We start from the raw sequence: 25,294 nt of genomic DNA, 5'->3' as shown, positions 1-25,294 counted from the left end.
GCCCGCACGGGTCCGCCCTTCTGCACCGGTTCATCTGTCCCCCTCGATGACGGCGTGCGCCCCACAGTTGATACATTGTAACAATGGAGCACCACCATGCCCGCACCGCGCGCGCTGCTGAAGCAGCACACCCTCACCCTGGCACTGGCTGCCCTGCTTCCGTCCATTGCCCTGGCCGATGACGGCCACCGCGACCGCCACCTGACCGAACTGTCCAGCGTGAAGGTCACCGCCTCGCCGCTGCAGGGCAATGCCGAATCGCTGGCCCGCCCGGTCGAGGTGCTCACCGGCGAACGCCTGGACGAACAGAAGGCCGGCACCCTGGGTGACACCGTGGCCAAGCTGCCGGGCGTGCAGACCACCTATTTCGGCCCGGGCGTGGGCCGCCCGATCATCCGCGGCCAGGAAGGCCCGCGTGTGCAGGTGCTGTCCAATGGCGTCGGCAACATGGACGCCTCCACGGTCAGCGCCGACCACGCCACCAGCATCGAGCCGTTCCTGGCCGACCAGATCGAAGTGCTCAAGGGCCCGGCCACCCTGTTGTTCGGCAGCGGCGCGATCGGCGGTGCAGTGAACGTGGTCGATGGCCGCATCGCCAGCGAACTGCCGGACCGCCCGCTCAGCGGCCGCGCCGAAGTGCGGGGCAACACGGTCAACAAGGAGCGCAGCGGCATGTTCCGCCTGGACGGCGTGAACGGTGACTGGGTGATCCATGTCGACGGCCTGGTGCGCAACGGTGACGACTACCGGATTCCCGGCTACGCGGTGATCGATGCGCTGGAAGACCACCACGATCATGACCACGCCGAGGCGGATGCGGATGAGCCGCGCCGTGGCCGCCTGGACAACAGTTCCATCCGCACCCGCGCCGGCGCGGTCGGTGCGACCTGGCTGGGTGAAGGTGGCTACTTCGGCCTGTCCGCCAGCACCTACCGCACCAACTACGGCATCCCCAACGGCGCGCACGTGCACGCCGACGGTGACCACGACCATGATCACGACCATGACCATGGGGACGAGGAAGAAGGCGGCGACGAGCACGACGTGCGCATCGACCTGGTGCAGAACCGCTTCGACTTCAAGGGCGGCATCTACAACCCGGTGTCGTTCCTGAAGAACATCAACCTGCGCGCGGCCTTCACCGATTACGAGCACACCGAACTGGAAGCCGGCGTGCCGTCCACGCGCTTCACCAACCAGGGCATCGAAGGTCGCCTGGAAGCGGTGCAGAACGAAATCGCCGGCTGGAACGGTGCCTTCGGCCTGCAGTTCGGCAACAGCCGTTTCGGCGCACGGGGCGAAGAAGCCTTCGTGCCCAACACCGGCACCGACACGCTGGGCCTGTTCGTACTGCAGGAAAAGCAGTTCGGCCCGTTCAAGCTGGAACTGGGTGGCCGCCACGACCAGGTCAAGCTGGACCCGAGCGGTGACTACCGCCGCCGGAAGTTCGACGCCACCAACCTGTCCGCCGCCGGCATCTGGAAGCTCAACGATGCGGTGGACCTGCGCTTCGGTCTGGACAGTTCCGAGCGTGCGCCGACCAACGAAGAGCTGTACGCCGCCGGTGCGCACATCGCCACCCGTTCGCTGGAAATCGGCGATGCCAACCTGAAGACCGAACGCGGCCAGCGCGTCGAACTGGGCATCCACACCCACAGCGAGCGCGTGGACCTGTCCGCCTCGGTCTACCAGACCTCGTTCAAGAACTTCATCTACCTGGCCGACACCGGCATCACCGAAGGCCTGCCGGTGCGCACCTGGACGCAGCAGGACGCGATCTTCCGCGGCGCCGAGGCCGAGGCCCTGGTGCACCTGTTCGAAGGCAACACCGGTGACTGGGACCTGCGCCTGTTCGGCGACTACGTGAAGGCCAAGCTCGATGGCAGCGGCAGCCGTGAACTGGCCATCGCCGTGCCGCACGGTGACCACAGCCACAACTACACCGTGGAACTGGCCAACACCGGCTACCTGCCGCGCATCGCCCCGGCCCGCGTCGGCGCCGACCTGCGCTGGTCCAAGGATGGCTGGCGCGCCTCGGTGGGCGCAGTGCGCTACAGCCGGCAGAAGGACGTGGCGCAGAACGAGGAGCCCAGCAATGGCTACACCCTGGTTGATGCCCACTTCGCCTACCGCTGGGACCGCAGCGCCAGCAACAGCTACGAAGTCTTCCTGGATGGCACCAACCTGACCAACCGCGAAGTGCGCCCGCACACCTCGCTGCTGCGCGATTACGCGCCGCTGCCGGGCCGTGGCGTGGCGTTCGGCATCCGCGCCTACTTCTGATCCCTGGCGACAGTTGCACCTGCACCACTTCGGGGGCCTTCGGGCCCCCGTTCTTGTCGGGCACGCAGCAGCGGTGCGCGGATGGCGGGGGCTTGGCATCGTCCGCCCTCGCCATTTACGTGCATATGCACCTATGATGGGCGCAACCGGAGCGCGCCCATGACCGAACCCACCTCGCCCTGCACCTGCTTCCAGCTGCGCCGCGCCGCGCGCCGCAGCACCCAGCTGTATGACCAGCACCTGGCTGCGGCGGGGCTGAGCCTGAACGCCTATTCGATCCTGCGCCGTGCGCGGCAGCCGCGGCCGCTGGGCGAACTGGCGCAGGCCCTGGGCATGGACCGCACCACCCTCACCCGCAACCTCAAGCCGCTGCTGGCCGAAGGTCTGCTGGAACAACTGCCCGGGCCGCACGACGCGCGCCAGCGCGAGGTCCGCCTGACGGCCGATGGCCAGGCGCGGCTGCGCCGCGCACGCCCGCTGTGGCGCCGTGCGCAGGCCGCGTTCGAGGCACGCTTCGGCGAGCGCGACAACCAGCACCTGCTGCAGCTGCTGGAACGGCTTGAGCAGCGCCTGGCCGGCGTGGCCGACGCATGAGCGCCACCCGCAGCACTGCCGCGCGTACGCCCTGGGGCCTGCTGCTGGCTGCCTCCGGCATCCTGATGCTGACCATGGCTGCGCGGCAGACCACCGGCCTGTTCGTGGAACCGATCCACCGCGACACCGGCATCAGCATCGTGCAGATCAGCTTCGCGCTGGCCATCGGCCAGCTGGTCTGGGGCGCGGTGCAGCCGGTGTTCGGTGCCCTGGCCGACCAGCGTGGCCCGCTGCCGGTGCTGGTCGGTGGCGGCCTGCTGCTGGCGCTGGGGCTGGCCATCGCCCCACTGCTGCCCGGCGCCTGGGGCCTGAACATCAGCCTGGGCCTGCTGATGTCCGCCGGTGCCGGTGCCGGCAGTTTTTCGGTGCTGATCGGCGCCACCGCCCATCGCCTGCCGGCCGAGCGCCGCTCGTTCGCCGCCGGCCTGATCAATGCGGGTGGCTCGCTGGGTCAGTTCGTATTCGCGCCCATCCTGCAGCTGGTGATCAGCGCGGCAGGCTGGGCACGCGGCCTGTGGCTGATGGCGGTGGTCACCTTGTTCACCCTGCCGATGGCGTGGCCGCTGCGCCGTCGTGCCGGTGACCACGCCGGTGGCGTGGCCGCCGCCGACGGCGGCCTGCGCGCGCAGCTGCGCCAGGCCGTGCGCGAACCCAGCTACTGGTACCTGCATCTGGGCTTTTTCACCTGCGGCCTGCACATCGCCTTCCTGGTCACCCACCTGCCGGGCGAAATCGCCCTGTGCGGCCTGTCGCCCACGGTATCGTCGGTGTCGATCGCACTGATCGGCCTGTTCAACATCTTCGGCAGCCTGCTGGTCGGCGCGCTGGGCCAGCGCTTCCGCATGAAGTGGCTGCTGGTGCTGCTCTACACCAGCCGCGCGGCGATGATTGCGGTGTACCTGGCCGCGCCGCCCACGCCGACCACGTTCTATGTGTTCGCCGCCGTGCTGGGCTTCACCTGGCTGGCCACCGTCCCGCCCACCGCCGGACTGGTCGGCAAGCTGTTCGGCCCGCGCTACCTGGGCACGCTGTTCGGCCTGACCCTGCTGTCGCACCAGCTGGGGGGCTTCTTCGGCGCCTGGCTGGGCGGCGTGGTGCTGGCCAGCACCGGCGACTACATGGTCATGTGGTACCTGGACATCGGCCTGGCGCTGCTGGCCGCCGTCGCCCACCTGCCGGTCCGCGAGGCCCCCGTGGCACCGCCACTGGCGGCGGGCTGAGCGCAGGCGCGGTCGTTGCGCGACACCGGGGCACAGGCCTTCCTGGCTTAGCAAGCGGACACCGGTGGCGGCAGATGCACCGACCGCCGTTGCGGAGCGCCCGGCCACCGGTCGCTGGCACAGCACCATGCGGAAAATAAATCTTTATAGATCAATGGATTGCATTTCGACACCGGGCATTCTTCACATTTTCATCACGAAGCTGGGCGTACGACAACAAGCGGACACTCCTGTCGCCACTGTTCCTCCGCCGAACCTCCACTTCCCAGAATGTCCACATGAGCCCCCAACGTGCTGATGCCGCCGCCCGCCGCGCCCTGATCCTGGATGCCGCCGACCACGTGTTCGGCCAGCACGGGGTGACCGCGCCCCTGGACCTGGTGGTGGAGCGCGCCCAGGTCGGGCGGGCCACCCTGTACCGCAACTTCCCTGACCGCACCGCGCTGATCGACGCCCTGCTGCAGCGTGCCGTGCAGCGCATCCGCCGCCAGGTGGAACAGCTGGGTGACCGCGACGACGCCCTGTTCGAGGTGATCGAAGGCATGGCCCAGCGCATCATCGATTCACCGGCATTGGCCGACTACTGGCGCGCGGTGGACCGCGACGACCCTGCGATGAAAGCCGCGCGCGAGGCGGTCCACAGCCTGTTGGAGCCCCCCATCCATCGCGCCATCGCCGCCGGCCTGTGCCGGCCGGACCTGGCCTCGACGGATGTTTCACTGATCTCGGGCATGCTGGGTGCCGCCCTGCGCGGCAAGACCCGCGACGAGCGTGCCGACCTGGCCCGGCGCGCCCTGCAACTGCTGCGGGGGGGATTACAGGGGCCAGACTGCGGGGAGCGCTGATGGCCCAGCCGTATCTCAAGCCGATCCCCGACTGGGAAGAGCATGAGAAGCCCACCCTGCCCGGTTCGGCCTCGATGCCCTGGCATCCGCCGCACCGGCGGGTGGCCTATGCCCTGGTATCGCTGCTGGTGGCCATCACCGGCGGCCTGGGCACCGCGCTGGTCACCGCCAACCTGCCGTTCCTGCAGGGCCAGCTGGGGCTGACCCCGGCCCAGGGCAGCTGGCTGGTGGCAGCCTATGCGATGGTCAACGTGACCGTGAACCTGCTGGCCTTCAAGTTCCGCCAGCAGTTCGGCATCCGCCTGTTCGCCGAGATCGGCCTGGGGTTGTATGCCGCACTGGCAGTGCTGCACCTGTTCGTGGGCAGCTTCGAGACCACGCTGCTGATGCGTGCGGCCAGTGGGTTCGCCGGCGCGGCCTGTTCGACGCTGTGCACGCTGTACATGCTGCAGTCGCTGCCGCGGCGCTACACCGGCAACCTGCTGGTGGTGGGGGTTGGCCTGTCGCAGCTGGCCATCCCGGTAGCCTGGCTGGTCTCGCCGGGGCTGGTGGACACCGGCCAATGGCATCAGCTGTATTTCTTTGAAGCCGGGCTGGCGCTGTGCGCCTTCGCCGCCGTGGTGGTACTGAAGCTGCCACCAGGCGTGCAGATCAAGGCATTCGAGCCTCTGGACTTCCTCACCTTCGCCCTGCTCGCGCCTGCCGTGGCGCTGCTGGTGGTGGTGCTGGCACAGGGCTACATCCGGTGGTGGGTGGATACGCCGTGGCTGGGCTGGGCGCTGATTGCCTCCATCGTGCTGTCCACCACCGCCTTCGTCATCGAGCACTACCGGCGCAACCCGCTGCTGCAGACCCGCTGGCTGACCCGCCTGCCGGTGCTGCACTTCATCGTCGGTGCCTTCCTGATCCGCTTCCTGACCACCGAACAGTCCTACGGCGTGGTCAACCTGATGCGCACGCTGGGCATGGGGCCGGACCAGCTGCGCCCGCTGTTCGGCGTGATCCTGGCCGGGGTGGTGGTCGGCATCGCCGCCAGCGCGATCACCTTCGGGCCCAAGCGCCTGATCGCGCAGCTGCTGCTGGCGATCCTGCTGCTGGGCAGCGCCGCCTTCCTGGACCAGCACCGCACCAGCCTGGACCGCCCGCACGATTTCTACATCAGCCAGTTCCTCGCCTCGATCGGCGCGGGCATGTTCATGGGCCCGCTGATCATGCTGGGCATCACAGCCGCCCTCAAACAGGGCGCGGACCACATCATCACCTTCCTGGTCACACTGTCGATCACCCAGACCCTGGGGGGCCTGGCCGGCTCGGCGGCACTGGGCACGTTCCAGCTGCACCGCGAACAGCTGTATTCCACTGCGCTGACCAGCCAGCTCGACCCGGCCGACCCGGTGGTGGCCCAGCGCCTGCGCGTGCAGCAGCAGCTGTATGCCGCGCAGATCACCGATCCGGTGCAGCGCAGCGCGCAGGGCACCGCACAGCTGGCACTGACCGCCCGGCGCGAAGCCAACGTGCGCGCCTTCAACGATGTCTTCACCCTCAGCGGCTGGCTGGCGCTGGGTTTCCTGGGCTGGTTGCTGCTGCTGTCGCTGCGCACCGCCGTGCTGCACCAGTGGCGCAAGCGCCATCGGCCCTTCCCACCCGCGCCGGCCAACGCCGGCGCCCGATGAGCACTGACCGATGTCCTCGCAACCACCGCGCCCCGACGACACCGACACCGTGAACCCGCCGCCGCCGACCGATGCGGCGCCGGCCCCGAGCACACCTGTGCCGCCCGGAGCGCCGGTGCCCAAGTACCTCACCCCGACCACCCGCGCGGTGGTGGTGATGGTGCTGGTGGCCCTGGTGGGCATCGCGCTGATCCTGCGCGCCTGGCATTTCTGGCCATTCACCAGCCCGGTGATGGTCACCGACAACGCCTACGTGCGGGGCCAGATCACCGTGCTCGCGCCGCAGGTGAACGGCTATGTCACCGAGGTCCTGGTGAAAGATTTCCAGCACGTCCGGCAGGGCGAACCACTGCTGCGCATCGACGATCGTATCTATGCCCAGCGCGTGGCGCAGGCGCAGGCCGCATTGGCCAGCGCGCAGGCGGCACTGGCCAATTCGGACCAGTCGCAGGCGCAGAACCGCGCGCAGATCGCCTCGGCCAAGGCCACACTGTCGGCCGGGCAGTCGGAACTGCAGCGGTCGCGTGGCGAGCTCAAGCGCTATGAGGAACTGGCCGCACAGCGCCTGGTTTCCATCAACGATCGCGACAAGTTCCGCACCGGCCAGGCCGCAGCGCAGGCCAGCGTGCAGCAGGGCCAGGCGCAGATCCGCATCGCCGAGGAAACCCTCATCGCCACCCAGGTCGCACGCAAGGGCCTGGAAGCACAGGTGGAAAACGCCCGCGCACAGCTGGAACTGGCCCGCATCGATCTGGCCAACACGGTCATCCACGCCCCGCGCGACGGCCAGGTCAGCGAGGCCAGCGTGCGCGTGGGCCAGTACGTCAGCGCCGGCTCGCAGCTGCTGTTCCTGGTGCCCGAAACGCTGTGGGTCGTGGCCAACTACAAGGAGGGCCAGACCTGGCAGATGCGCATCGGCCAACCGGCCACCTTCGCGGTGGATGCGTTCAAGGGCGAACGCCTGCACGGGCACGTGGAGCAGATCGCCCCGGCCACCGGCTCGGAATTCAGCGTGCTGCGCCCGGACAATGCCAGCGGCAACTTCACCAAGGTCGTGCAGCGATTGCCGGTGCGCATCCGTATCGACCCGGATCAGCCGCTGGCGGCACGGCTGCGCCCCGGCATGTCGGTGATCGCACGGGTGGATACCTCGGTGGAACCCGCATCGGAGCCGGGTTCGACACCGGCACGGTAGCGGCGGCTGTCAGTCGACCCGCGCACGAAGCGCGGGATTTTCTGCGGGTTGATGGAAGGGCCGTCGACGCTATCGGCAGGCCCCACGCATCACCGGCCTTACCCCGCGCAGCGGGCGCACAGCCCGTGCACTTCCAGGGTCTGTGCCTGCGGCTGGAAGCCCAGTTCCTTCGCCCGCTTTTCCAGCTGGGTGACGATGTCGCGGTCTTCCAGCTCCACCGCGCTGTGGCAGCTGTTGCAGATCAGGAACGGCACCGAATGCGCCGCGCTGCTGGGGTGATGGCAGGCGACGAACGCGTTGACCGATTCCAGCTTGTGCACGAAGCCGTTGGCCATCAGGAAATCCAGCGCGCGGTACACGGTGGGCGGGGCATCGGCGCCCACGCCCTTGCCGCTGCGCACCCATTCCAGCAGCTCGTAGGCCTTGACCGGCTTGCCGGCCTCGGCGATCAGCCGCAGCACGTTGGCCCGGATCGGGGTCAGGCGCAGCCCGCGTTCACGGCACACCCGTTCGACCACCGCCACGAACGCCGAGGCGTCGTGCACGTGGTGGTGCGGGGCAGTACAGGCGGTTTTGGCGGACATGCGGGTTCTCCGGTTCGGGCCTGGCAAGGATGCCTCAGGCCGCTGCTACCTTGGTGATGGCCACGTCGATGCGATTCAAGGCCTGCGCGCGGCCGGCCAGGTACACCGTTTGGGAAATGTCAGGGCTGACCTGGGTGCCGGTGATGGCCACGCGCAGCGGCTGGGCCACCTTGCCCATGCCGATCTCCAGCGCTGCGGCCGCATCATGCAGGGCCACGCCCACTGCCTCGGCGGTCCATTCGGGCAGGGCCGCCAGCAGTTCACGGGCCTTGCCCAGCGCCAGCTCGGCGCCCGGCTTGAAGTGCTTGGCCACCGCGGCTTCGTCGTATTCGGTCAGCGGCTGGTACCAGACCACGGCCTTTTCGGCCATTTCCTTCAGGGTCTGCACGCGGTCGCGCAGGGCGATGACCACGTCGGCCGGGGCCGGGCCGGCGGCCAGGTCCAGGCCCAGGCCCAGGCCCAGCTTCTGCAGCTGGTAGACCAGGTGCGGGGCAATCGCGGCCGGTTCTTCGGTCTTCAGGAAGTGCTGGTTGACCCAGCCCAGCTTGGCCATGTCCAGGCGCGAGGCCTTGGAATTGCACTGGGTGACGTCGAACAGGTCGATCAGCTCCTGGCGGCTGAACAACTCCTGGTCTCCGTGGGACCAGCCCAGACGGGCCAGGTAGCTCAGCAGCGCATCGGGCAGGTAGCCGGCGTCCTTGTACTGCATCACGTCGGCCGCGCCGGTGCGCTTGGACAGCTTGGCGCCCTGCTCGTCCAGGATCATCGGCATGTGGCCGAACTTCGGCACCGGTGCGCCGATGCCTTCGTACAGGTTGATCTGGCGCGGGGTGTTGTTGATGTGGTCATCGCCGCGGATCACCTCGGTGATGCCCATGTCCCAGTCGTCCACCACCACCGCGAAGTTGTAGGTGGGGTAGCCGTCCGGGCGGAAGATGACCATGTCATCCAGTTCGCTGTTGGCGATCTCGATGCGGCCCTTGATCAGGTCCTCGAACACCACCGTGCCAGCCAGCGGGTTCTTGAAGCGGATGACGCGGTTCGGGTCATCCCTGCGCGGCAGGCCCAGATCACGTGCGGCACCGTTGTAGCGCGGCTTTTCCTGCCTGGCCATGGCGGCCTCGCGCATGGCGTCCAGCTCTTCGCGGGTCTCGTAGGCGTAGTACGCCTTGCCGTCGGCGACCAGCTGCTCGGCCACTTCCAGGTAGCGGGCCACGCGGTCGGTCTGGTAGATCGGGCCGACGTCGTAATCCAGGCCCAGCCAGTCCATCGCCTCCAGGATCGCGTCGATCGCGCCCTGGGTGCTGCGTTCACGGTCGGTGTCCTCGATGCGCAGCACGAACTCGCCGCCACGGTGGCGGGCCTCCAGCCAGCAGTACAGCGCAGTGCGGGCGCCGCCGATGTGCAGGTAACCGGTGGGGCTGGGGGCGAAGCGGGTGCGGCAGATCATGGAGGGCTCGGGGAACGGGAATCGGCACGATTTTACCGGATTCCTTGCCGCTGAATTTGCAACTCTCCCCATAGCCCCCCTCCCCGCCCGAATGGAACCTGAACATCCTTCAACGAGACAAGGAAGTTTCAACGTGACCCATTTACCCATCGCACCCGTGGCCGCTCCCCAACCGCATGCCACCGCAATCCGGAACAAACAGGGCTTCCTTCATCGAGTTCCGCTGAAATCTGGCCCGACGAAAGCGGCCTGCGTGATTGCAGGACTCGTTACAGCGGGCCTTTTTGGCCTCTATGAATCCAAGGCTTCAACAACCGTCAAAATCAACAGCCACTACTACACGTGCCAGAATTCGTGCGTCGTCTCCACGCGACCGGGAGGAGGTTTCTCCGTCTGGGACAGCCGGGGCGGGTGGGTAACCAAGACGGCCGAAAAGGGCGAAGCACTTGTAGAAACAGGATCATCGACCTGAGCACGTCATGATGAAGGCAAAAACGACCATGCTCTGGCTGCTCATGACGTCGGTACTGGTTGGCGCACTGGCATGGCACTTCCCGACCACGAATCCTTCGCACAGCTCTTCAGCGCAGGCCTCCAGCCCTTCGCCAACAACCGCACCAGCCGGCCCTGATCGAGAAGTCGCCAGCTTGGCCTCCCGTTCGGACACCCAGTCCCCGCTGTTGAATCGTCTTTCGGGTGATGCATCCAATGAAGCCGCTCTGGTTTCTGGCAATGCATTGGATGAAGCCCGGATCGACCGGCTGCTCGCAGATGCCGGTGACTTCAACGCCATGATCAATGCCATGCACGCGCGGGCGTCGACAGACCGGGAACTTGCCGAAGCAACCACGTTGTTTTCCACCCACCTCAAGAGTGCCTTGTCGGAGGAAGGAAGCGCGCGGACAGTGCTGGACTTCAGCTGCGGCCGCCAGCTGTGCCTGGCACAGCTGGAAGATCCGGGGACGGCCCCGTTGGATATCCGCCCTCTGATGGAGCATGACGGAACGGCCTACTTCCATGCAGCAAGCCTGTCCAATGGCATGACCACCCTCGACGGCAAGCCATCGATTCGAGCGGTATTTGCCATCCATCCGGCAATCAATCAGATCGTCTCGATCCCGGACTGATCCGGACTGCGGCGACGGAGGGGAGAAGCGGCTTGATCCCCTCCGTCCCCTTTTTCAGGGCTGCGGCTCGCCCTTGCGCGGGAACGGCTGCTCGCGCATCGCCGCATGGTAGGCGAACGAGGCCACGATGGCCGCCGCCTGCTTCAGGTCTTCCGGTTCGGCGTGGTCCCAGGTGTCCAGGTGGCTGTGGTGGACATTGCTGAAGTAGTCCAGGCGGTCCTGGATGAACTGGAAGCCCGGCAGGCCGACGCGGTCGAAGCTGATGTGGTCGGTGCTGCCGGTATTACGGGTGGCCACGGTGGTGGCGCCCACATCATGGAACGGGGCCAGCCACGCTTCGAAGATCGGCATGGCGGCCAGGTTTTCCTGCGCGTAGATGCCACGGAAGCGGCCCGAGCCGTTGTCCATGTTGAAGTACACCTGGAACTTGCCGTAGTCGCGGGTCTTCACCAGCGCGCCGGTCGGGTCGCGCAGCGAGGCCGGCAGCGCCTTCTGCGCCGCATCGGTGGGTTCGGGGAACTGCGCGAAGTGCTTGGCCACATAAGCCTGCGAGCCGATCAGGCCCTGCTCCTCACCGCTCCACAGCGCCACACGGATGGTGCGCCGGGGCTTGGCGCCGGTGGCCTTGAGGATGCGCATGGCCTCCATCATCACCGCCACGCCGGCCGCGTTGTCGGCCGCGCCGGTGCCGCTGTGCCAGGAATCCATGTGGGCACCGATCATCACCACTTCATCGGGCTTGCTGCTGCCACGGATCTCGGCCAGCGTGTTGTAGCCGGGCTGGTCGGTTTCATCGGTGAAGCGGGCGGCCACGTCCACGCGCAGGCGCACCGGCTGCTTGTCCTTCAGCGCGCGCACCAGCGGATTGAAGTGCTCGGAAATCATCGCCAGTTCCGGGATGCCCACCGACTCGCCGGCCTTGCGCGAGCCACCACCGGCCACGCGGATGATGCCGTTGTCCCAGCCGCTGATGCTGATCGAGGCCAGCGCGCCTTCTTCCACGAAGAAGGCATTGACCTTGGCGGTCAGTGCCTGGCGCTCGTTGAATTCCTTCACCCGCTTGGCGCGGTCGGCAGCCGCGTCGGTGTCCTTGGGCACGGTGAAGGCCTGCAGGCCTTCCAGCGAGGTGGCATCGTGGCGGTGCGAATCCGGCTCGGTACCACGCTTGTACTCGCGCGCTTCACCCAGCAGCAGGATCTTGCCGCGCAGCGTGCCGCGGTACTTCTCGATGTCCTCGGGCTTCTTGATGTCCACCTGCACCAGCTCACCCTCGACCGGGCCGTGGGTGCCAGGCGTCCATGCCTTGGGCAGCGCATGCAGCGGCTGCACGCGCTCGCCCAGCAGTTCCACGCTGGCGGCGGTGAACTCCCAGCCGCGGCCGAAGCCATCGAAGGCTTCGTCATGCACGTTGTCCAGCTTCCATGCGTTGAACTTGCCGCGCGTCCAGGCATTGGCGCGGCCCATGGCCGGCGAATTGGTCAGCCGCGGCCCGATGCGCTCGGTGAGGTAGCTGAAGGTATCCATCACCTGCGAGCGGTTGAAGGCTTCCTGGCGGATCTTGCCGACCATCGCCAGGTCCACCGTCTCACGCTGCTCTGCAGCGGCCGTTCCGCCCAACGCCAGCGCCATAGCCAGCATGCCCCACTTCATCACCGCACACCCCTGCCTTCCGGCGTGATCATCAACCGGTCGAGTCTAGCCAGCCGCAGCAGCCATCCCCCGTCCCATCGGTCATGTTCCGACCTCCCCCCCTGCCGGAACATCGATGCGGGTTTCGCTGAAGCCGCTGAACTCCAGCAGCAGGGTTCCCCCGACAAAGGCCAGCTCGTGCCGGAACCTGTTCTCCTCCCGCGGGACCAGCTCCTCGACCAGCAGATCGCCCAAGCCCTCATCAGGTCCATCGGCCTTGTCCAGAAGGAAGCGGGTCACCTGCCGGTAGCGCAGCTCGAAGCGCCCACCCCACGCCCCCTCCAGGACCAGCAGCACCTCCGTGCCACGCGCCTGGCCGCGCGGCGCCTCCTTTACCACCAGCTCCTGCAGCCAGGCATCGTGCAGGCAGCGCGGATCCTGGACGTCATAGCGCCAGGGCGCTGCCACGAACGCCCTGATCGCTGCGGGCAGCCCCGCTTCAATGCGGGCGACGTGGGCCCCCCAGCCAGTGGTATCGATGTCATAGCCATCACGGGTTTCGGTCAGCGTCACAACGTCCATGCACATGCCCTTCTCGGTCTCGCTTCATTCTGCACGCTCCTAGCCACGCCACCCCAACCACAGCTGCGCCCGCTCCGGCAGCAGCAGCAACCAATGGCGCCGGTCGAGGCTGCTGCAGCCGTACACCGCGGCGTGCGCCGGCCAGTCACCGGGCAGGCCGCCGATGCCGATCTCGGCCAGCGCCTGCGCCCCGGCCAGCCAAGGCCGGTAGCGCGGTACCGTTCCGGCCAACGCACCGCGTCCCTGCCGCGCGCCCTGCAGCCAGCCCAGGCCCTGCCGCTGCAGTCCTTCGCAGGTCGCCGCCGCCAGCTGGAAGCGGACCAGGCCGGGGGCGATCCGTGCCCCCGGCAGCGCCGCCAGCACACCATGGGCCTGCAGCAGCGCATCCACTTCCAGCAGCGCCGGCACGCCCTGTCGCGCCCGCTGCTGCAATCCCTGTCGCCACCCCATGGTCGGCTCCTTACTTCAGGCTGGCCGCCAGGCCATACCAGTCCACCCGACGGGTCACCCACATCGCCACGGCCAGGATCGCGAACAGCAGCAGCGAGCCCATCAGCAGTGCGTTGTTTTCCGAGATCAGCAGGCCATACAGCGCGCCATACAGCACGGTCAGCATCGCGGCGAAGCCCAGGCCGCGCTTCCAGTGGCCCAGCACGTTGGCCAGGTACACCGCCTGCAGGCCGATGCAGGCCACGGCCGAGACCAGGTACGCCTGCCAGAAGGCGATGTGCTCGGACAGGCTGATCAGCAGCAGGAAGAACACGGCCAGCGCCAGGCCGACCATCAGGTACTGCAGCGGGTGGATGCGCAGCGATTTGATCAGTTCGAACAGGATGAAGCCGACGAAGGTCAGCAGCACGAACAGTACGCCGTACTTGGAAGCGCGGTCGGCCTGGGTGTAGACGTCCACCGGATCGACCAGCGAGACCTGCACCGACTGCGCCTGGTCGCTGGGGCCTTCGCGCAGCTGGCGCTGTGCATCCGAGGCCAGCGAGGACACCGCCCAGTGCGCATCGAAGCCCTGCGCGGTGACGCGGCGCTCATTGGGCAGGAACGACCCGGCGAAGGACGGGTGCGGCCAGGCCGAACGCAGGGCGATCTGGTTGTCATCGCCGGCCGGCACCACCGACAGCAGACGGCTGCCATCCAGGCGCAGTTCCAGTTCGACGCTGCTGCCGGCCAGGGTGCCGCCAGCGGCATCGGCCAGCCCGGCCATCGGTGCGTGCAGGCCCCGGCCCACCGTGGCCGCCGCGCCGACGCCGGGCAGCAGGCGCACCGCGGTACCGTCCACGCGCAGGTTCGGCGTGCCGACCAGGCCACGGGCATCGGACACACCCAGCACCAGGTAGGGCCGGCCATAGGTACGCCCGGCCTTGGCCGGATAATCATCGGCGGCGAACACCGCCTTGACCTGCCCGTTCCAGCTGTACACCGGCACCTTGAACAGGCCGACCGAGCGCTGGTCGGGCAGCAGTTCGCCCTTCACTTCCAGCGTGCGCGGCATCTGCAGCCAGTGGCCTTCGGTGGTGTTGACCTGCACCTTCTTGTTGCCCTGCGCATCAACCACCTCCACCTGCTCGCGCTCGGTCCACGGCACCACCCGGATCGGGCCGACCAGGGTCTGCGCACCGGCACGGCTGTCGGCCACGCGGGTGAAGGCTTCCTCGCGGTAGGCCGCACGTTCGGTGATGACGCCACGGATCATCGTCAGCGGCACCAGCAGCAGCAGGATCAGCCCGCCGACAATGGCGAACCGCAGCAGCATCTTCAGGGATTTCATGGTCCATCCTCGTTGGAGAGGACTGCAGGATGGATGCCGGCGGTGAGCGCGGTTTGTGGCGAAGTTGAAGTGAGCGTGAAGTCAGCGCCGCGTGCGCGGGGCGCCGCCCTCCAGCGGCAGCCACAGGCTGGCCACGGTGCCACCGCCGTCGCGCGGCTGCAGGCTGGCCCGGCCACCATGCAGGCGGGCGACTTCCTGCACGAACGGCAGGCCCAGCCCGGAGCTGCGCTGGCCGGTGCCCGGGCGCGCCAGTGAGTAGAAGCGTTCGAACACGCGCTCGCGCGCATAGTCGGGCACGCCCACGCCGCGGTCGGCCACCTGCAGGCGCACGCCCTGGCCTTCGGCCACGGCCTCCAGCGCGATCACGCTGCCGGCCGGCGAGAACGCGATGGCATTCTCGATCAGGTTGTGCAGTGCCTGCCGCAGCAGATAGGCATCGCCCTGCACGGCCAGCGCCGGCGCGGCCCCGGCCTGCAGCTGCAGGCCCGCCGCCTGCGCACGCACCTGTGCGGCGGCGGCAGCGTCAGCCAGCAGCGCCGGCAACGCCACCGGCTCACGGGTCTGCAGCCAGCCATGCTGCTCCACTTCGGCCAGCGCCAGCAGCTTGTCGATGGTGGCGGTCAGGCGCTGCTGCTGGTCGACGATGCTGCGGGCGAAGTGCACCCGGTCGGCATCGGGCATCGGTTCCTGCAGCAGTTCCGCGGCGCCGCGGATGGCGGCCAGCGGGCTCTTCATCTCGTGGGTGAGCGACTGCACGTACTGCTCGACGTAGGCCTTGCCTTCCAGCTTGCGGCGCATGGTTTCCAGCGCCTGGCCCAGATCGCCGATCTCATCGCTGCGCGGGCGGGGCGGCGGCACCGGTTCGCCGGCGGCCACGGCGCGCGCATAGCGGCTGAGCTGGCCCAGCCCGGTGGTCAGCCACAGCGTGACCAGCACGCCGACCAGCGCCGACAGGCCGATCAGCCACGCGCCGCGTTCCATGATCGCGCGCTGGCTGGCCGCGATGAACGGGTCGATGCTGCGGTTGGGCTGGGCCAGGCTCAGCACGCCGATCAGGGTGTGGCCATCGGCCGGGTCATAGACCGGTGCGGCCACGTGCATGACCGTGTTGCTCTCGTCCCCCGGCGTTTCCGGGCTGGAGCGCGCACCGTACTCGCCACGCAGCGTGCGGTAAACATCGTTCCAGCGCGAATTGTCGCGGCCCACGTCGCGGCCCAGCGAGTCGTACACCACGATGCCCTTCGCATCGGTGATCGTCACCCGGTAGTCCAGCGCACGCTTGGGAAAGCGCCAGACCATCGCCTTGGGGTCGCGCAGCCGCGCCTTGGCCAGGTTGCGGGTGAAGCTGCCGCTGCCGATGGTGCCCTGCTTGAGGTCCGAGGCTGCCATTTCGGCCAGCACGTTGGCCGCGTCCACCAGCGTCGATTCCATCGCCTGGCGCACGCCCGGCTTCACTTCGTTGACGAACACGCGCATCACGAAGAACGCGGCGATGCCCACGATCAGGAAGAAGCCGAGAAACAGTTTCAGCACCAGGCGCATGGGTCAGATCTCCAGCGCGTAACCCACGCCCCGGTGGGTGCGGATCGGATCGGCCACCGCACCGGCCGCGCGCAGCTTGGCGCGCAGCGTCTTGATGTGGGTGTCCACGGTACGGTCGGCACTGTCGGCGGTACTGTCCCAGCCCCGGTCCATCAGCTGGGCCCGGCTGAGGATCGCACCGGGGCGCTGCAGCAGCGCTTCCAACAGCGCATATTCGTAGCGGGTCAGGTCCAGCGGCTGGTCGCCGTAGCGGATCCGCCGGCCCTCACGGTCGATGGCGAAGGCCCCGTGCTGCTGCCATCCCTGGGCGGCCGCAGCGGCGGCCTGCGGGGTGCGGCGCAGGCGTGCGCGCACCCGCGCCACCAGCTCGCGCGGGGAAAAGGGCTTGGTCATGTAGTCGTCCGCCCCCAGCTCCAGGCCCATCACCCGGTCCACCTCATCGTTGCGGGCGGTCAGGAAGATCACCGGCAGCTGCCCGGCCGGCCCGGGCAGAGCGCGCAGGCGCCGACACACCTCGAAACCGCCCAGGTCGGGCAGGCCCACGTCCAGCACCACCAGGTCGTGCTGCCCTCCGTGCAGCAGCTGCAGGGCCTGGCCACCCAGCAGGCAGTGCTCGGCGGCATAGCCCTCGCTGCGCAGGGCATACAGGATGGTCTGGGCGATGGCCGCTTCGTCCTCGACCACCAGGACCCGGGCAACAGGCGTCGTCATATGGCGTGCAGCATAGCCGCTGCGGCTGCGGCCCCGTACACTGCCGCCCATGAACTACCGCCACGCCTTCCATGCCGGCAACCATGCCGACGTGCTCAAGCACATCGTCCAGCTGGCCTTGATCGACAGCTTCAAGCGCAAGGACTCGCCCTTCTTCATCCTCGACACCCACGGCGGTGCCGGGCGCTACCTGCTGGCCAGCGAGGAAAGCCGCAAGACGCTGGAGGCCGAATCGGGCATCGTGCGGCTGATGGCCCAGCCGACGCTGCCCGAGGTGGTCGAGCGCTACCTCAAGGCCGTGCAGGCCGACAATCCGGTCGGTGCGCTGATCACCTACCCCGGCTCGCCGCTGCTGAGCGCCCAGGCCATGCGCGCACAGGACCGCATGGCGGTGTGCGAGCTGCAGGAGCCGGAAGCGGCCGCGCTGAAGACCCTGTTCGCCCATGACAACCGGGTGGGCGTGCACCCCGGCGATGGCTACGGCCAGCTGCGTGCCCTGCTGCCGCCGAAGGTCAACGGCACCAAGATCGGCCGCGGGCTGGTGCTGATCGACCCGCCCTACGAGGCGCAGGACGCCGAGTACCAGGCCATCCTGGCGGCACTGGCCGAAACCCTGGCACGCTGGCCACAGGCCACCTGCGCGGTGTGGTTCCCGATCAAGCAGCGCCGCACCATCCTGCACTTCCTGCGCAAGGCCACCGCCCTGCCGGTGAAATCGGCGATGACCATTGAATTCCTGGTGCGCCCGGACGACTCCCCGCTGCGCCTGAATGGCAGTGGCATGCTGCTGCTCAACGCACCCTGGCAGTTCGACCGGGTGATCGGCCCGGCCCTGCCCGCCCTGCGCCAGTACCTGGGCGAACCGGGGGCCACCACCCGCCTGGACTGGCTCAAAGCCCCCGAATGACCCCATTCACATGACTGTACCGGCGTGAGCCTTCCGTTCACGGAACACAGCCATGGGGATGCCACAATCGAAGGACCACCAAGGAATCACCCGGTATGGCCACTCGCAACCGCATGCCGCCCTGGCATGAGATCTTCAAGGCTCCCAGCGGCCACGAGCTGCTGATCCGTCCGATCCGTCCGGAAGATGGCGCGCCGTTGCAGGCCGCCTTCAGCCTGTTCGGGCCGGAGGAAATCCGCGACCGTTTCCTGCAGTCGGTGACCGAGCTGTCGGCGGACACCACCCAGCGCCTGACCCACCCCAACCCCAAGACCGAGATCACCCTGGTCGCCGCCGAATCGCTGCCGGCCGGTGAAGCCGTGGTCGGCGCGGTGGCGCGGGCCTCGATCATCCCGGGTACCCGCGAGGCCGAGTACGCGATCCTGATCAGCCGCTTCCTGATCGGCCAGGGCCTGGGCCGGCAGCTGATGCGCAAGCTGGTCAAGTGGGGCCGCGGCAAGTACCTGGACCGCCTGTACGGGGACGTGGCCGCCGAGAACGAGCCGATGAAGCAGCTGGCCGCGTCGCTGGGCTTCCACCCGATCCCGCACCCGCAGGGCACCCCCGGCCTGGTGCGGATGGTGCTGGAACTGGACAACTGAGGGTGTGCCGGGCCCGGCCCGGCCCCATCCCCCAGGCAGCGCCGGGCCCTGCCCGGCGAGCGCAGCGGCCGGTGCAGCACAACGGCCGTATTACCGGCAGCAGCGGGACCATCTGCTAAGATCGGCGGTCCATGTCGCGCACCTCCTACCCCGCCCCGCCGCTGCCGCGCCCGGGCCAGCTCCGCGCCTGGTGGCGCGCCCCCGCCTCGCCGACCGCCCTGGCCTGGTCCCTGGCCCAGGCGGCCCGTTCGCACGACGGCCCGTTGCTGGTCATCGCCCGTGACAACCACGGCGCCAACCAGATCGAAGCCGACCTGCAGACGCTGATCGGCGACGACCCCACGCTGCCGGTGGTGGTGTTCCCGGATTGGGAAACGCTGCCCTACGACCGCTTCAGCCCGCACCCGGACATCATCTCCCAGCGCCTGGCGGCGCTGCACCGCCTGCCCACGCTGGGCCGTGGCCTGGTGGTGGTGCCGGTGCAGACCCTGCTGCAGCAGCTGGCCCCGCGCCAGTACGTGATCGGCGGCAGCTTCGACCTGAAGGTCGGCCAGCGCCTGGACCTGGAAGCGGAAAAGCGGCGGCTGGAAAGCGCCGGCTACCGCAACGTGCCGCAGGTGATGGACCCGGGTGACTTCGCCGTGCGCGGTGGCCTGCTCGACGTGTTCCCGATGGGCGCCGATGCGCCGCTGCGGGTGGAGCTGCTGGACGAGGACATCGATTCGATCCGGGCCTTCGACCCGGAAAGCCAGCGGTCGCTGGACCGGGTCGAGGCGGTGCACATGCTGCCCGGCCGCGAAGTGCCGATGGACGAGGCCAGCGTGGCGCGCGTGCTGTCCACCCTGCGCGAGCGCTTCGACGTCGATACCCGCCGCAGCGCGTTGTACCAGGACCTGAAATCGGGCCTGGCCCCGGCCGGCATCGAGTACTACCTGCCGCTGTTCTTCGACCGCACCGCCACCCTGTTCGATTACCTGCCGGGCAACCGCCTGCCGGTGGTGTGCGCCGGTGCCGGTGAGGCCGCCGATGCCTTCTGGGCGCAGACCGGCGAGCGCTACGAACAGCGCCGCCACGATGTCGAGCGCCCGCTGCTGGCCCCGGCCGAGCTGTACCTGTCGCCGGACCTGCTGCGCGAGAAGCTCAACGACGGCCCGCGGGTTGAAGTGTGGGCCGCCGACCACGCACGCATCGCCGATGCGCAGCCGCTGGGCGACCAGCCGCTGCCGCCGCTGCCGGTGGCCGCGCGCGAGGCGCCGGCCGGCGAGGCGCTCAAATCGTTCCTGGGGCACTACCCGGGCCGCGTGCTGATTGCTGCCGATTCCCCCGGCCGCCGCGAAGCGCTGCTGGAAGTGCTGCAGGCGGCGGACCTGAAGCCCCCGGTGCTGGCCGACCTGCCTGCGTTCCTGGCCGCCAGCGAACGCTTCGCGATTGCCGTGGCGCCACTGGAAGACGGCTTCGCGCTGGACGAACCGCGCATCGCGGTGCTGACCGAGCGCCAGCTGTTCCCCGAACGCGCCGGCCAGCAGCGCCGCACCCGCCGTGCCGGGCGCGAGCCGGAAGCGATCATCCGCGACCTGGGCGAGCTGACCGAAGGCGCGCCGATCGTGCACGAAGACCATGGCGTGGGCCGCTACCGTGGCCTGATCGCGATGGACGTGGGCGGCATGCCCGGCGAGTTCCTCGAAATCGAATACGCCAAGGGCGACCGCCTGTACGTGCCGGTCGCACAGCTGCACCTGATCAGCCGCTACTCCGGCGCATCGGCCGAGACCGCGCCGCTGCATTCGCTGGGTGGCGAGCAGTGGACCAAGGCCAAGCGCAAGGCCGCCGAGAAGGTCCGCGACGTCGCCGCCGAGCTGCTGGAAATCCAGGCACGCCGCCAGGCCCGTGCCGGCCTGGCGCTGCAGGTGGACCGGGCGATGTACGAACCGTTTGCCGCCGGCTTCCCGTTCGAGGAAACCCCCGACCAGCTGGCCGCCATCGATGCCACCCTGCGCGACCTGGCCAGCAGCCAGCCGATGGACCGCGTGGTCTGCGGTGACGTGGGCTTCGGCAAGACCGAAGTGGCCGTGCGTGCCGCCTTCGCCGCCGCCAGCGCCGGCAAGCAGGTGGCCGTGCTGGTGCCGACCACGCTGCTGGCCGAACAGCACTACCGCAACTTCCGCGACCGCTTCGCCGATTACCCGCTGAAGGTCGAAGTGCTGTCGCGCTTCAAGACCACCAAGGAAATCAAGGCCGAGCTGGAGAAAGTCGCTGCCGGCACCATCGATGTCATCGTCGGCACCCATCGCCTGCTGCAGCCGGACGTGAAGTTCAAGGACCTGGGCATGGTCATCGTGGACGAGGAGCAGCGCTTCGGCGTGCGCCAGAAGGAAGCACTGAAGGCGCTGCGCGCCAACGTGCACCTGCTGACCCTGACCGCCACGCCGATTCCGCGCACGTTGAACATGGCCATGGCCGGGCTGCGCGATCTGTCGATCATCGCCACCCCGCCGCCGAACCGGCTGGCGGTGCAGACCTTCATCACCCAGTGGGACAACGCGCTGCTGCGCGAAGCCTTCCAGCGCGAGCTGGCGCGCGGTGGCCAGCTGTATTTCCTGCACAACGATGTGGAAAGCATCGGTCGCATGCAGCGCGAGCTGTCCGAGCTGGTGCCCGAGGCCCGCATCGGCATCGCCCACGGGCAGATGCCCGAGCGCGAGCTGGAAAAGGTGATGCTGGATTTCCAGAAGCAGCGCTTCAACGTGCTGCTGTCGACCACGATCATCGAATCGGGCATCGACATCCCCAACGCCAACACCATCATCATCAACCGCGCCGACCGCTTCGGCCTGGCCCAGCTGCACCAGCTGCGTGGCCGCGTCGGTCGCTCGCACCACCGTGCGTATGCCTACCTGGTGGTGCCCGACCGCCGCGCGATCACCCCGGATGCGGAAAAGCGCCTGGAAGCGATCGCCTCGATGGACGAACTGGGCGCCGGCTTCACCCTGGCCACGCACGATCTGGAGATCCGCGGCGCCGGCGAACTGCTGGGCGAAGACCAGAGCGGGCAGATGGCCGAGGTCGGCTTCAGCCTGTACACCGAGCTGCTGGAGCGCGCGGTGCGCAGCATCAAGCAGGGCAAGCTGCCGGACCTGGATGCCGGCGAGGAAGTACGCGGCGCCGAGGTGGAGCTGCACGTGCCGGCACTGATCCCGGAAGACTACCTGTCGGACGTGCACACCCGACTGACCCTGTACAAGCGCATTTCCAGCGCGCGCGACAGCGATGCGCTGCGCGAGCTGCAGGTGGAGATGATCGACCGCTTCGGCCTGTTGCCCGATGCGGCCAAGCACCTGTTCGCCATCGCCGAACTGAAGCTGCGCGCCAACACGCTGGGCATCCGCAAGCTGGACCTGGGCGAGGCCGGTGGCCGCATCGTGTTCGAGTCCAAGCCCAACATCGACCCGATGGCGGTGATCCAGCTGATCCAGAAGCAGCCCAACCTGTATGCCATGGAAGGGCCGGACAAGCTGCGCATCAAGCACCCGCTGCCGTTGCCGGAAGATCGGTTCAACGCCGCGCGTGCGCTGCTGGCCACGCTCGCCCCGGGTTGACCCACCCTGCCCCCACACCGCACCGGCATGATGCCGGTGCGGCGGAATGCCATGCCCCACGACGAATCTCCTGTCTCCACCCTGCCCTCCTCGCAGGCCTGCCTGATCGATGCCCTGTCGGTGTCGCTGCAGCTGCGCGATGCCTACACCCACGGCCATTGCGACCGGGTCGGCCTGCTCGCCCAGCGCCTGGCCCGTTGCTGCGATATGGATGCGGCGGCCAGTGCGCAGGTGGCGCTGGCCGCGCGCTTCCATGACATCGGCAAGATCGGCACGCCCGACGCCATCCTGCTGGCCCCGCGCCGGCACACCGACGAAGAACGCGACATCATGCGCGAGCACCCGGTGCACGGCGAACAGATCTTCCTGGCCACCGGCCGCCACGATGCCGTGCCGGTGGCGCGGCTGATCCGCGCCCACCACGAGGCCTACGATGGCAGCGGCTACCCCGATGGCCTGCGCGGCGACGCCATCCCGCTGGGCGCGCGCATCATGACCGTGGCCGATGCCTATGATGCGATGACCAGTGCACGGCCCTACCGTGCCGCGATGGCGCAGGCCCCGGTGCTGCGCATCCTCGACGATCAGGCCGGCGGGTTGATCGATCCGTATGTGCTGAAGCAGTTCCAGCAGATGCTGGCGCAGGCACCCGCGCTGGCCTGAGGATGCGCCGGGCAGGCCCCGGCGCTGCGACTGTTCCGGCTCGGAGTGTCCGGTCTGATCGCGATGGACTGCCTGAAAGAAAAAGCCCGGCATTGGCCGGGCTTTTCCCTCACGCATCACGCACGATCGATTACCAGATCACCACGCGCTTGTCGTCGGCACGCACCATCGCATCGCCGGCCTTGCACTGGAACGCGGCGGCGAACGAGGGCATGTTCGACGGCGCACCATTGGCACGGAAGTTCGCCGGCGCATGCGGGTCGGTATTCAGGCGCACGCGCAGTTCACCGTCGGTGAAGTTGCGACGCCACACGGTGGCCCAGTTCATGAAGAAGCGCTGGTCCTGGCTGTGGCCATCCACCGCCACGTTGGCCTGCGGGTCTTCCTTCAGCGCCATCTGCAGCGCGTCGTAGGCCACGGTCAGGCCGCCGAGGTCACCGATGTTCTCGCCCAGGGTCAGCTTGCCCTTCACGAACACGCCCGGCACCGACTCGTAGCCGTCGAACTGGGTCACCAGCTTGTCGGTGCGTTCGGTGAAGGCCTTGCGGTCGCCATCGGTCCACCAGTTGTCGAAGTTGCCGTTGGCGGCGAACTGGCTGCCCGAATCGTCGTAGCCGTGCATCATCTCGTGGCCGATGACCGCACCGATGCCACCGTAGTTCAGCGCCGGATCGGCCTTGGCGTCGAAGAACGGCGCCTGCAGGATCGCCGCCGGGAACACGATCTCGTTCTTGGTGGCGTTGTAGTAGGCGTTGACCGTCTGCGGGGTCATGCCCCACTCGGTCTTGTCCACCGGCTTGCCGATCTTGTCCAGCATGTAGCGGTAGTTGAACGCACGCGCCGCCTGCATGTTGCCCAGGTAGCTGTCGCCGTTGGTCTGCAGGCCCGCCCAGTCACGCCACTTGTCCGGGTAACCGATCTTCGGGGTGAAGCTGGCCCACTTTTCCAGCGCCTTCTTCTTCGTTTCCTCGCCCATCCACGGCAGCTGTTCCAGGCGCGCCTTCAGCGCCTGCGACAGGTTTTCCACCAGGTGCTGCATCTGCTCCTTGGATTCGGCCGGGAACACCGCGTCCACGTACAGCTGGCCGAGCGCTTCACCCATGCCACCGTTCACCGACTCGAGCACGCGCTTCCAGCGCGGCTGCATTTCCTGCTGGCCACGCAGGGTCTTGCCGTAGAAATCGAAGTTGGCCTTCTCGAAATTGCTGGCCAGGTACGGCGCGGCATCATCAAGGGTGTGGAAGCGCAGGTAGGCCTGCCAGGTGCTGGCCGGCACGTCCACCAGCATCGCGTCCACTTCGCTGAAGAAGCCCGGCTGCGCCAGCGAGAACTTCTGCGCGGCCGGCACCTTCAGGGTGTCGAACAGGGCGGTCCAGCTGAAGTGCGGGGTCAGCTTGTCTGCTTCGGCCGCGCTGAGCGGGTTGTAGCGCTTGGCCGGATCGCGCAGTTCGATGCGCGACAGCGAGGCCTTGGCCAGGCGGGTTTCAAAGGCCATCACGGCCTTGGCCTGCTCGGCGGCCTGCGCGGCATCGGTGCCGGACAGGGTCAGCACCTGCGCGACGTAGGCCACGTAGGCGTCGCGGATCTTGGCCTGCGCATCATCGAAGTAGTAGCCCTTCTCCGGCAGGCCCAGCCCGCCCTGGCCGACGTAGGCGATGACGTTGGCCGAATCCTTGTAATCGGCATTGGCGGACAGCGAGAACAGCACGCCCTGGCCCTTGGCCTGGCTGTCGCGCAGGTACTGGGTGATGGCAGCGGTGTCGTTCAGCGCGGCGATCGCATCCAGCGTCGGCTGCAGCGGCGCCAGCCCAGCCGCCTCGATCTTCGCTTCGTCGTTGCCGGTGTTCCAGATGTCACCGATCTTGGCTTCCACCGAACCGGCGGCGGCCTTGCTCGCGGCGGCCTGCTGCACCAGGGTGTGCTGCACTTCCAGCGAACGCTCGCGCAGGATCTCGAAGCTGCCCCAGGTGGTCTGGTCGCCCGGCACCGGGTTGGCCTTGAGCCACTTGCTGTTGACGAAGCCGTTGAGGTCGGTACAGGCGGAAATGGACGGATCCAGATCGGCGTTGTTGAGCGAGATCAGCGGGGTCTTGATCTGCGACAGGTCGAAAGCCGGCTTGGCATCGGCGGTAGCCGCCGGCGCGGTTTCATTCTTGCCACAGGCGGCCAGCGAGGCGGCGATGGCGATGGTCAGGCCCAGCGGGACCAGGTTGCGGACGTTCATGGAGTCTCTCTCCGACGGCGAATCGTCCAGCGTAGCGGGCGTGGCGTG

The 25,294-nt window shown here is 68.2% G+C and carries 20 protein-coding genes; 11 read left to right on the top strand and 9 right to left on the bottom strand.

The genetic code is table 11. The annotated features are described in order from the left end of the window. Positions 1-96 precede the first annotated feature (96 nt). From Q9R17_RS14770 to Q9R17_RS14745, 6 genes are all read left to right on the top strand, one after another. The gene (locus Q9R17_RS14770; RefSeq protein WP_308155353.1) at positions 97-2,283 is read left to right on the top strand and encodes a TonB-dependent receptor; all 2,187 of its coding nucleotides are present in this window, start codon (positions 97-99) and stop codon (positions 2,281-2,283) included. A gap of 159 nt (positions 2,284-2,442) precedes the next feature. Beyond that, positions 2,443-2,877 (top strand): MarR family winged helix-turn-helix transcriptional regulator, encoded by a 435-nt coding sequence (locus Q9R17_RS14765; protein ID WP_308155352.1) that lies wholly within the window; start codon positions 2,443-2,445, stop codon positions 2,875-2,877. Beyond that, a complete protein-coding gene (locus Q9R17_RS14760; protein WP_308155351.1) occupies positions 2,874-4,097 on the top strand; it encodes an MFS transporter in 1,224 nt (407 codons plus the stop codon). Before Q9R17_RS14765 ends, Q9R17_RS14760 begins: the two co-directional genes overlap by 4 nt. Positions 4,098-4,375: 278 nt before the next feature. Next, positions 4,376-4,942: a TetR/AcrR family transcriptional regulator gene (locus tag Q9R17_RS14755; protein WP_308155350.1), complete on the top strand. Its 567-nt coding sequence runs from the start codon at positions 4,376-4,378 to the stop codon at positions 4,940-4,942. Then, positions 4,942-6,615 (top strand): MFS transporter, encoded by a 1,674-nt coding sequence (locus Q9R17_RS14750; protein ID WP_308155349.1) that lies wholly within the window; start codon positions 4,942-4,944, stop codon positions 6,613-6,615. The genes Q9R17_RS14755 and Q9R17_RS14750 overlap by 1 nt, the downstream gene beginning before the upstream one ends. A gap of 10 nt (positions 6,616-6,625) precedes the next feature. After that, a complete protein-coding gene (locus tag Q9R17_RS14745) occupies positions 6,626-7,810 on the top strand; it encodes an HlyD family secretion protein (RefSeq protein ID WP_308155348.1) in 1,185 nt (394 codons plus the stop codon). A 98-nt stretch (positions 7,811-7,908) separates the two neighbouring features. On the opposite strand, the gene Q9R17_RS14740 is transcribed toward Q9R17_RS14745, so the two are convergent. Together Q9R17_RS14740 and gltX are read right to left on the bottom strand one after the other, a co-directional pair. Next, positions 7,909-8,394, bottom strand: coding sequence for a Fur family transcriptional regulator (locus tag Q9R17_RS14740; RefSeq protein ID WP_308155347.1), 486 nt, complete (start codon positions 8,392-8,394; stop codon positions 7,909-7,911). A gap of 34 nt (positions 8,395-8,428) precedes the next feature. After that, on the bottom strand, positions 8,429-9,844 hold the full coding sequence (gene gltX / locus Q9R17_RS14735) for a glutamate--tRNA ligase (RefSeq protein ID WP_308155346.1): 1,416 nt from the start codon (positions 9,842-9,844) through the stop codon (positions 8,429-8,431). A gap of 479 nt (positions 9,845-10,323) precedes the next feature. Here gltX and Q9R17_RS14730 point away from each other — a divergent pair, with 479 nt between their 5' ends. Beyond that, entirely contained in the window at positions 10,324-10,971 is a 648-nt protein-coding gene (locus Q9R17_RS14730; protein WP_308155345.1) for a hypothetical protein, read from the top strand. Positions 10,972-11,025: 54 nt separating this feature from the next. On the opposite strand, the gene Q9R17_RS14725 is transcribed toward Q9R17_RS14730, so the two are convergent. The 6 genes from Q9R17_RS14725 to creB form a co-directional block, all read right to left on the bottom strand. After that, positions 11,026-12,609: a M20/M25/M40 family metallo-hydrolase gene (locus Q9R17_RS14725; RefSeq protein ID WP_308155344.1), complete on the bottom strand. Its 1,584-nt coding sequence runs from the start codon at positions 12,607-12,609 to the stop codon at positions 11,026-11,028. Positions 12,610-12,702: 93 nt separating this feature from the next. After that, complete coding sequence (locus Q9R17_RS14720; protein ID WP_308155343.1) at positions 12,703-13,182, bottom strand: hypothetical protein; 480 nt, start codon at positions 13,180-13,182, stop codon at positions 12,703-12,705. A gap of 39 nt (positions 13,183-13,221) precedes the next feature. Next, entirely contained in the window at positions 13,222-13,632 is a 411-nt protein-coding gene (locus Q9R17_RS14715) for a hypothetical protein (protein ID WP_308155342.1), read from the bottom strand. 10 nt (positions 13,633-13,642) lie between these two features. Beyond that, the gene (creD, locus tag Q9R17_RS14710; protein WP_308155341.1) at positions 13,643-14,962 is read right to left on the bottom strand and encodes a cell envelope integrity protein CreD; all 1,320 of its coding nucleotides are present in this window, start codon (positions 14,960-14,962) and stop codon (positions 13,643-13,645) included. Positions 14,963-15,043: 81 nt separating this feature from the next. Further along, the gene (gene creC, locus Q9R17_RS14705) at positions 15,044-16,504 is read right to left on the bottom strand and encodes a two-component system sensor histidine kinase CreC (protein WP_308155340.1); all 1,461 of its coding nucleotides are present in this window, start codon (positions 16,502-16,504) and stop codon (positions 15,044-15,046) included. Positions 16,505-16,507: 3 nt separating this feature from the next. Continuing rightward, positions 16,508-17,215, bottom strand: a complete 708-nt coding sequence (gene creB / locus Q9R17_RS14700; RefSeq protein WP_308155339.1) for a two-component system response regulator CreB — start codon at positions 17,213-17,215, stop codon at positions 16,508-16,510. 49 nt (positions 17,216-17,264) lie between these two features. Here creB and rlmJ point away from each other — a divergent pair, with 49 nt between their 5' ends. The 4 genes from rlmJ (at position 17,265) to Q9R17_RS14680 (ending at position 23,022) form a co-directional block, all read left to right on the top strand. Beyond that, complete coding sequence (rlmJ, locus tag Q9R17_RS14695) at positions 17,265-18,122, top strand: 23S rRNA (adenine(2030)-N(6))-methyltransferase RlmJ (protein WP_308155338.1); 858 nt, start codon at positions 17,265-17,267, stop codon at positions 18,120-18,122. 95 nt (positions 18,123-18,217) lie between these two features. Beyond that, positions 18,218-18,763 carry a GNAT family N-acetyltransferase gene (locus Q9R17_RS14690; protein WP_308155337.1) on the top strand — a complete coding sequence of 182 codons (546 nt, stop codon included), beginning with the start codon at positions 18,218-18,220 and terminating at the stop codon, positions 18,761-18,763. A 131-nt stretch (positions 18,764-18,894) separates the two neighbouring features. Beyond that, positions 18,895-22,359, top strand: coding sequence for a transcription-repair coupling factor (gene mfd / locus Q9R17_RS14685; RefSeq protein WP_308155336.1), 3,465 nt, complete (start codon positions 18,895-18,897; stop codon positions 22,357-22,359). 51 nt (positions 22,360-22,410) lie between these two features. Then, on the top strand, positions 22,411-23,022 hold the full coding sequence (locus Q9R17_RS14680; RefSeq protein WP_308155335.1) for an HD domain-containing phosphohydrolase: 612 nt from the start codon (positions 22,411-22,413) through the stop codon (positions 23,020-23,022). Positions 23,023-23,152: 130 nt separating this feature from the next. Here the strand turns inward: Q9R17_RS14680 and Q9R17_RS14675 are convergent, their stop codons facing one another. Next, positions 23,153-25,246 (bottom strand): M13-type metalloendopeptidase, encoded by a 2,094-nt coding sequence (locus tag Q9R17_RS14675; protein ID WP_308155334.1) that lies wholly within the window; start codon positions 25,244-25,246, stop codon positions 23,153-23,155. Between the last annotated feature and the right edge of the window lie 48 nt (positions 25,247-25,294).

Origin of the sequence: Stenotrophomonas sp. 24(2023) (assembly GCF_030913365.1) — a bacterium.
Classification (GTDB): Bacteria; Pseudomonadota; Gammaproteobacteria; order Xanthomonadales; family Xanthomonadaceae; genus Stenotrophomonas.
The sequence above is the reverse complement of the archived record's forward strand: the minus strand, read 5'-3'. Positions and strand labels throughout refer to the sequence as shown.

Bases quoted from the DNA above. Each gene is read 5' to 3' on its own strand.
- Q9R17_RS14740 (WP_308155347.1), bottom strand. From the start codon at position 8,394: ATGTCCGCCAAAACCGCCTGTACTGCCCCGCACCACCACGTGCACGAC.
- gltX (WP_308155346.1), bottom strand. From the start codon at position 9,844: ATGATCTGCCGCACCCGCTTCGCCCCCAGCCCCACCGGTTACCTGCAC.
- Q9R17_RS14750 (WP_308155349.1), top strand. From the start codon at position 4,942: ATGGCCCAGCCGTATCTCAAGCCGATCCCCGACTGGGAAGAGCATGAG.
- creB (WP_308155339.1), bottom strand. From the start codon at position 17,215: ATGACGACGCCTGTTGCCCGGGTCCTGGTGGTCGAGGACGAAGCGGCC.
- Q9R17_RS14765 (WP_308155352.1), top strand. From the start codon at position 2,443: ATGACCGAACCCACCTCGCCCTGCACCTGCTTCCAGCTGCGCCGCGCC.
- Q9R17_RS14680 (WP_308155335.1), top strand. From the start codon at position 22,411: ATGCCCCACGACGAATCTCCTGTCTCCACCCTGCCCTCCTCGCAGGCC.
- Q9R17_RS14725 (WP_308155344.1), bottom strand. From the start codon at position 12,609: ATGCTGGCTATGGCGCTGGCGTTGGGCGGAACGGCCGCTGCAGAGCAG.
- Q9R17_RS14720 (WP_308155343.1), bottom strand. From the start codon at position 13,182: ATGGACGTTGTGACGCTGACCGAAACCCGTGATGGCTATGACATCGAT.
- Q9R17_RS14675 (WP_308155334.1), bottom strand. From the start codon at position 25,246: ATGAACGTCCGCAACCTGGTCCCGCTGGGCCTGACCATCGCCATCGCC.
- Q9R17_RS14690 (WP_308155337.1), top strand. From the start codon at position 18,218: ATGGCCACTCGCAACCGCATGCCGCCCTGGCATGAGATCTTCAAGGCT.
- creC (WP_308155340.1), bottom strand. From the start codon at position 16,504: ATGCGCCTGGTGCTGAAACTGTTTCTCGGCTTCTTCCTGATCGTGGGC.
- Q9R17_RS14760 (WP_308155351.1), top strand. From the start codon at position 2,874: ATGAGCGCCACCCGCAGCACTGCCGCGCGTACGCCCTGGGGCCTGCTG.
- Q9R17_RS14745 (WP_308155348.1), top strand. From the start codon at position 6,626: ATGTCCTCGCAACCACCGCGCCCCGACGACACCGACACCGTGAACCCG.
- rlmJ (WP_308155338.1), top strand. From the start codon at position 17,265: ATGAACTACCGCCACGCCTTCCATGCCGGCAACCATGCCGACGTGCTC.
- Q9R17_RS14715 (WP_308155342.1), bottom strand. From the start codon at position 13,632: ATGGGGTGGCGACAGGGATTGCAGCAGCGGGCGCGACAGGGCGTGCCG.
- mfd (WP_308155336.1), top strand. From the start codon at position 18,895: ATGTCGCGCACCTCCTACCCCGCCCCGCCGCTGCCGCGCCCGGGCCAG.
- Q9R17_RS14770 (WP_308155353.1), top strand. From the start codon at position 97: ATGCCCGCACCGCGCGCGCTGCTGAAGCAGCACACCCTCACCCTGGCA.
- creD (WP_308155341.1), bottom strand. From the start codon at position 14,962: ATGAAATCCCTGAAGATGCTGCTGCGGTTCGCCATTGTCGGCGGGCTG.
- Q9R17_RS14730 (WP_308155345.1), top strand. From the start codon at position 10,324: ATGATGAAGGCAAAAACGACCATGCTCTGGCTGCTCATGACGTCGGTA.
- Q9R17_RS14755 (WP_308155350.1), top strand. From the start codon at position 4,376: ATGAGCCCCCAACGTGCTGATGCCGCCGCCCGCCGCGCCCTGATCCTG.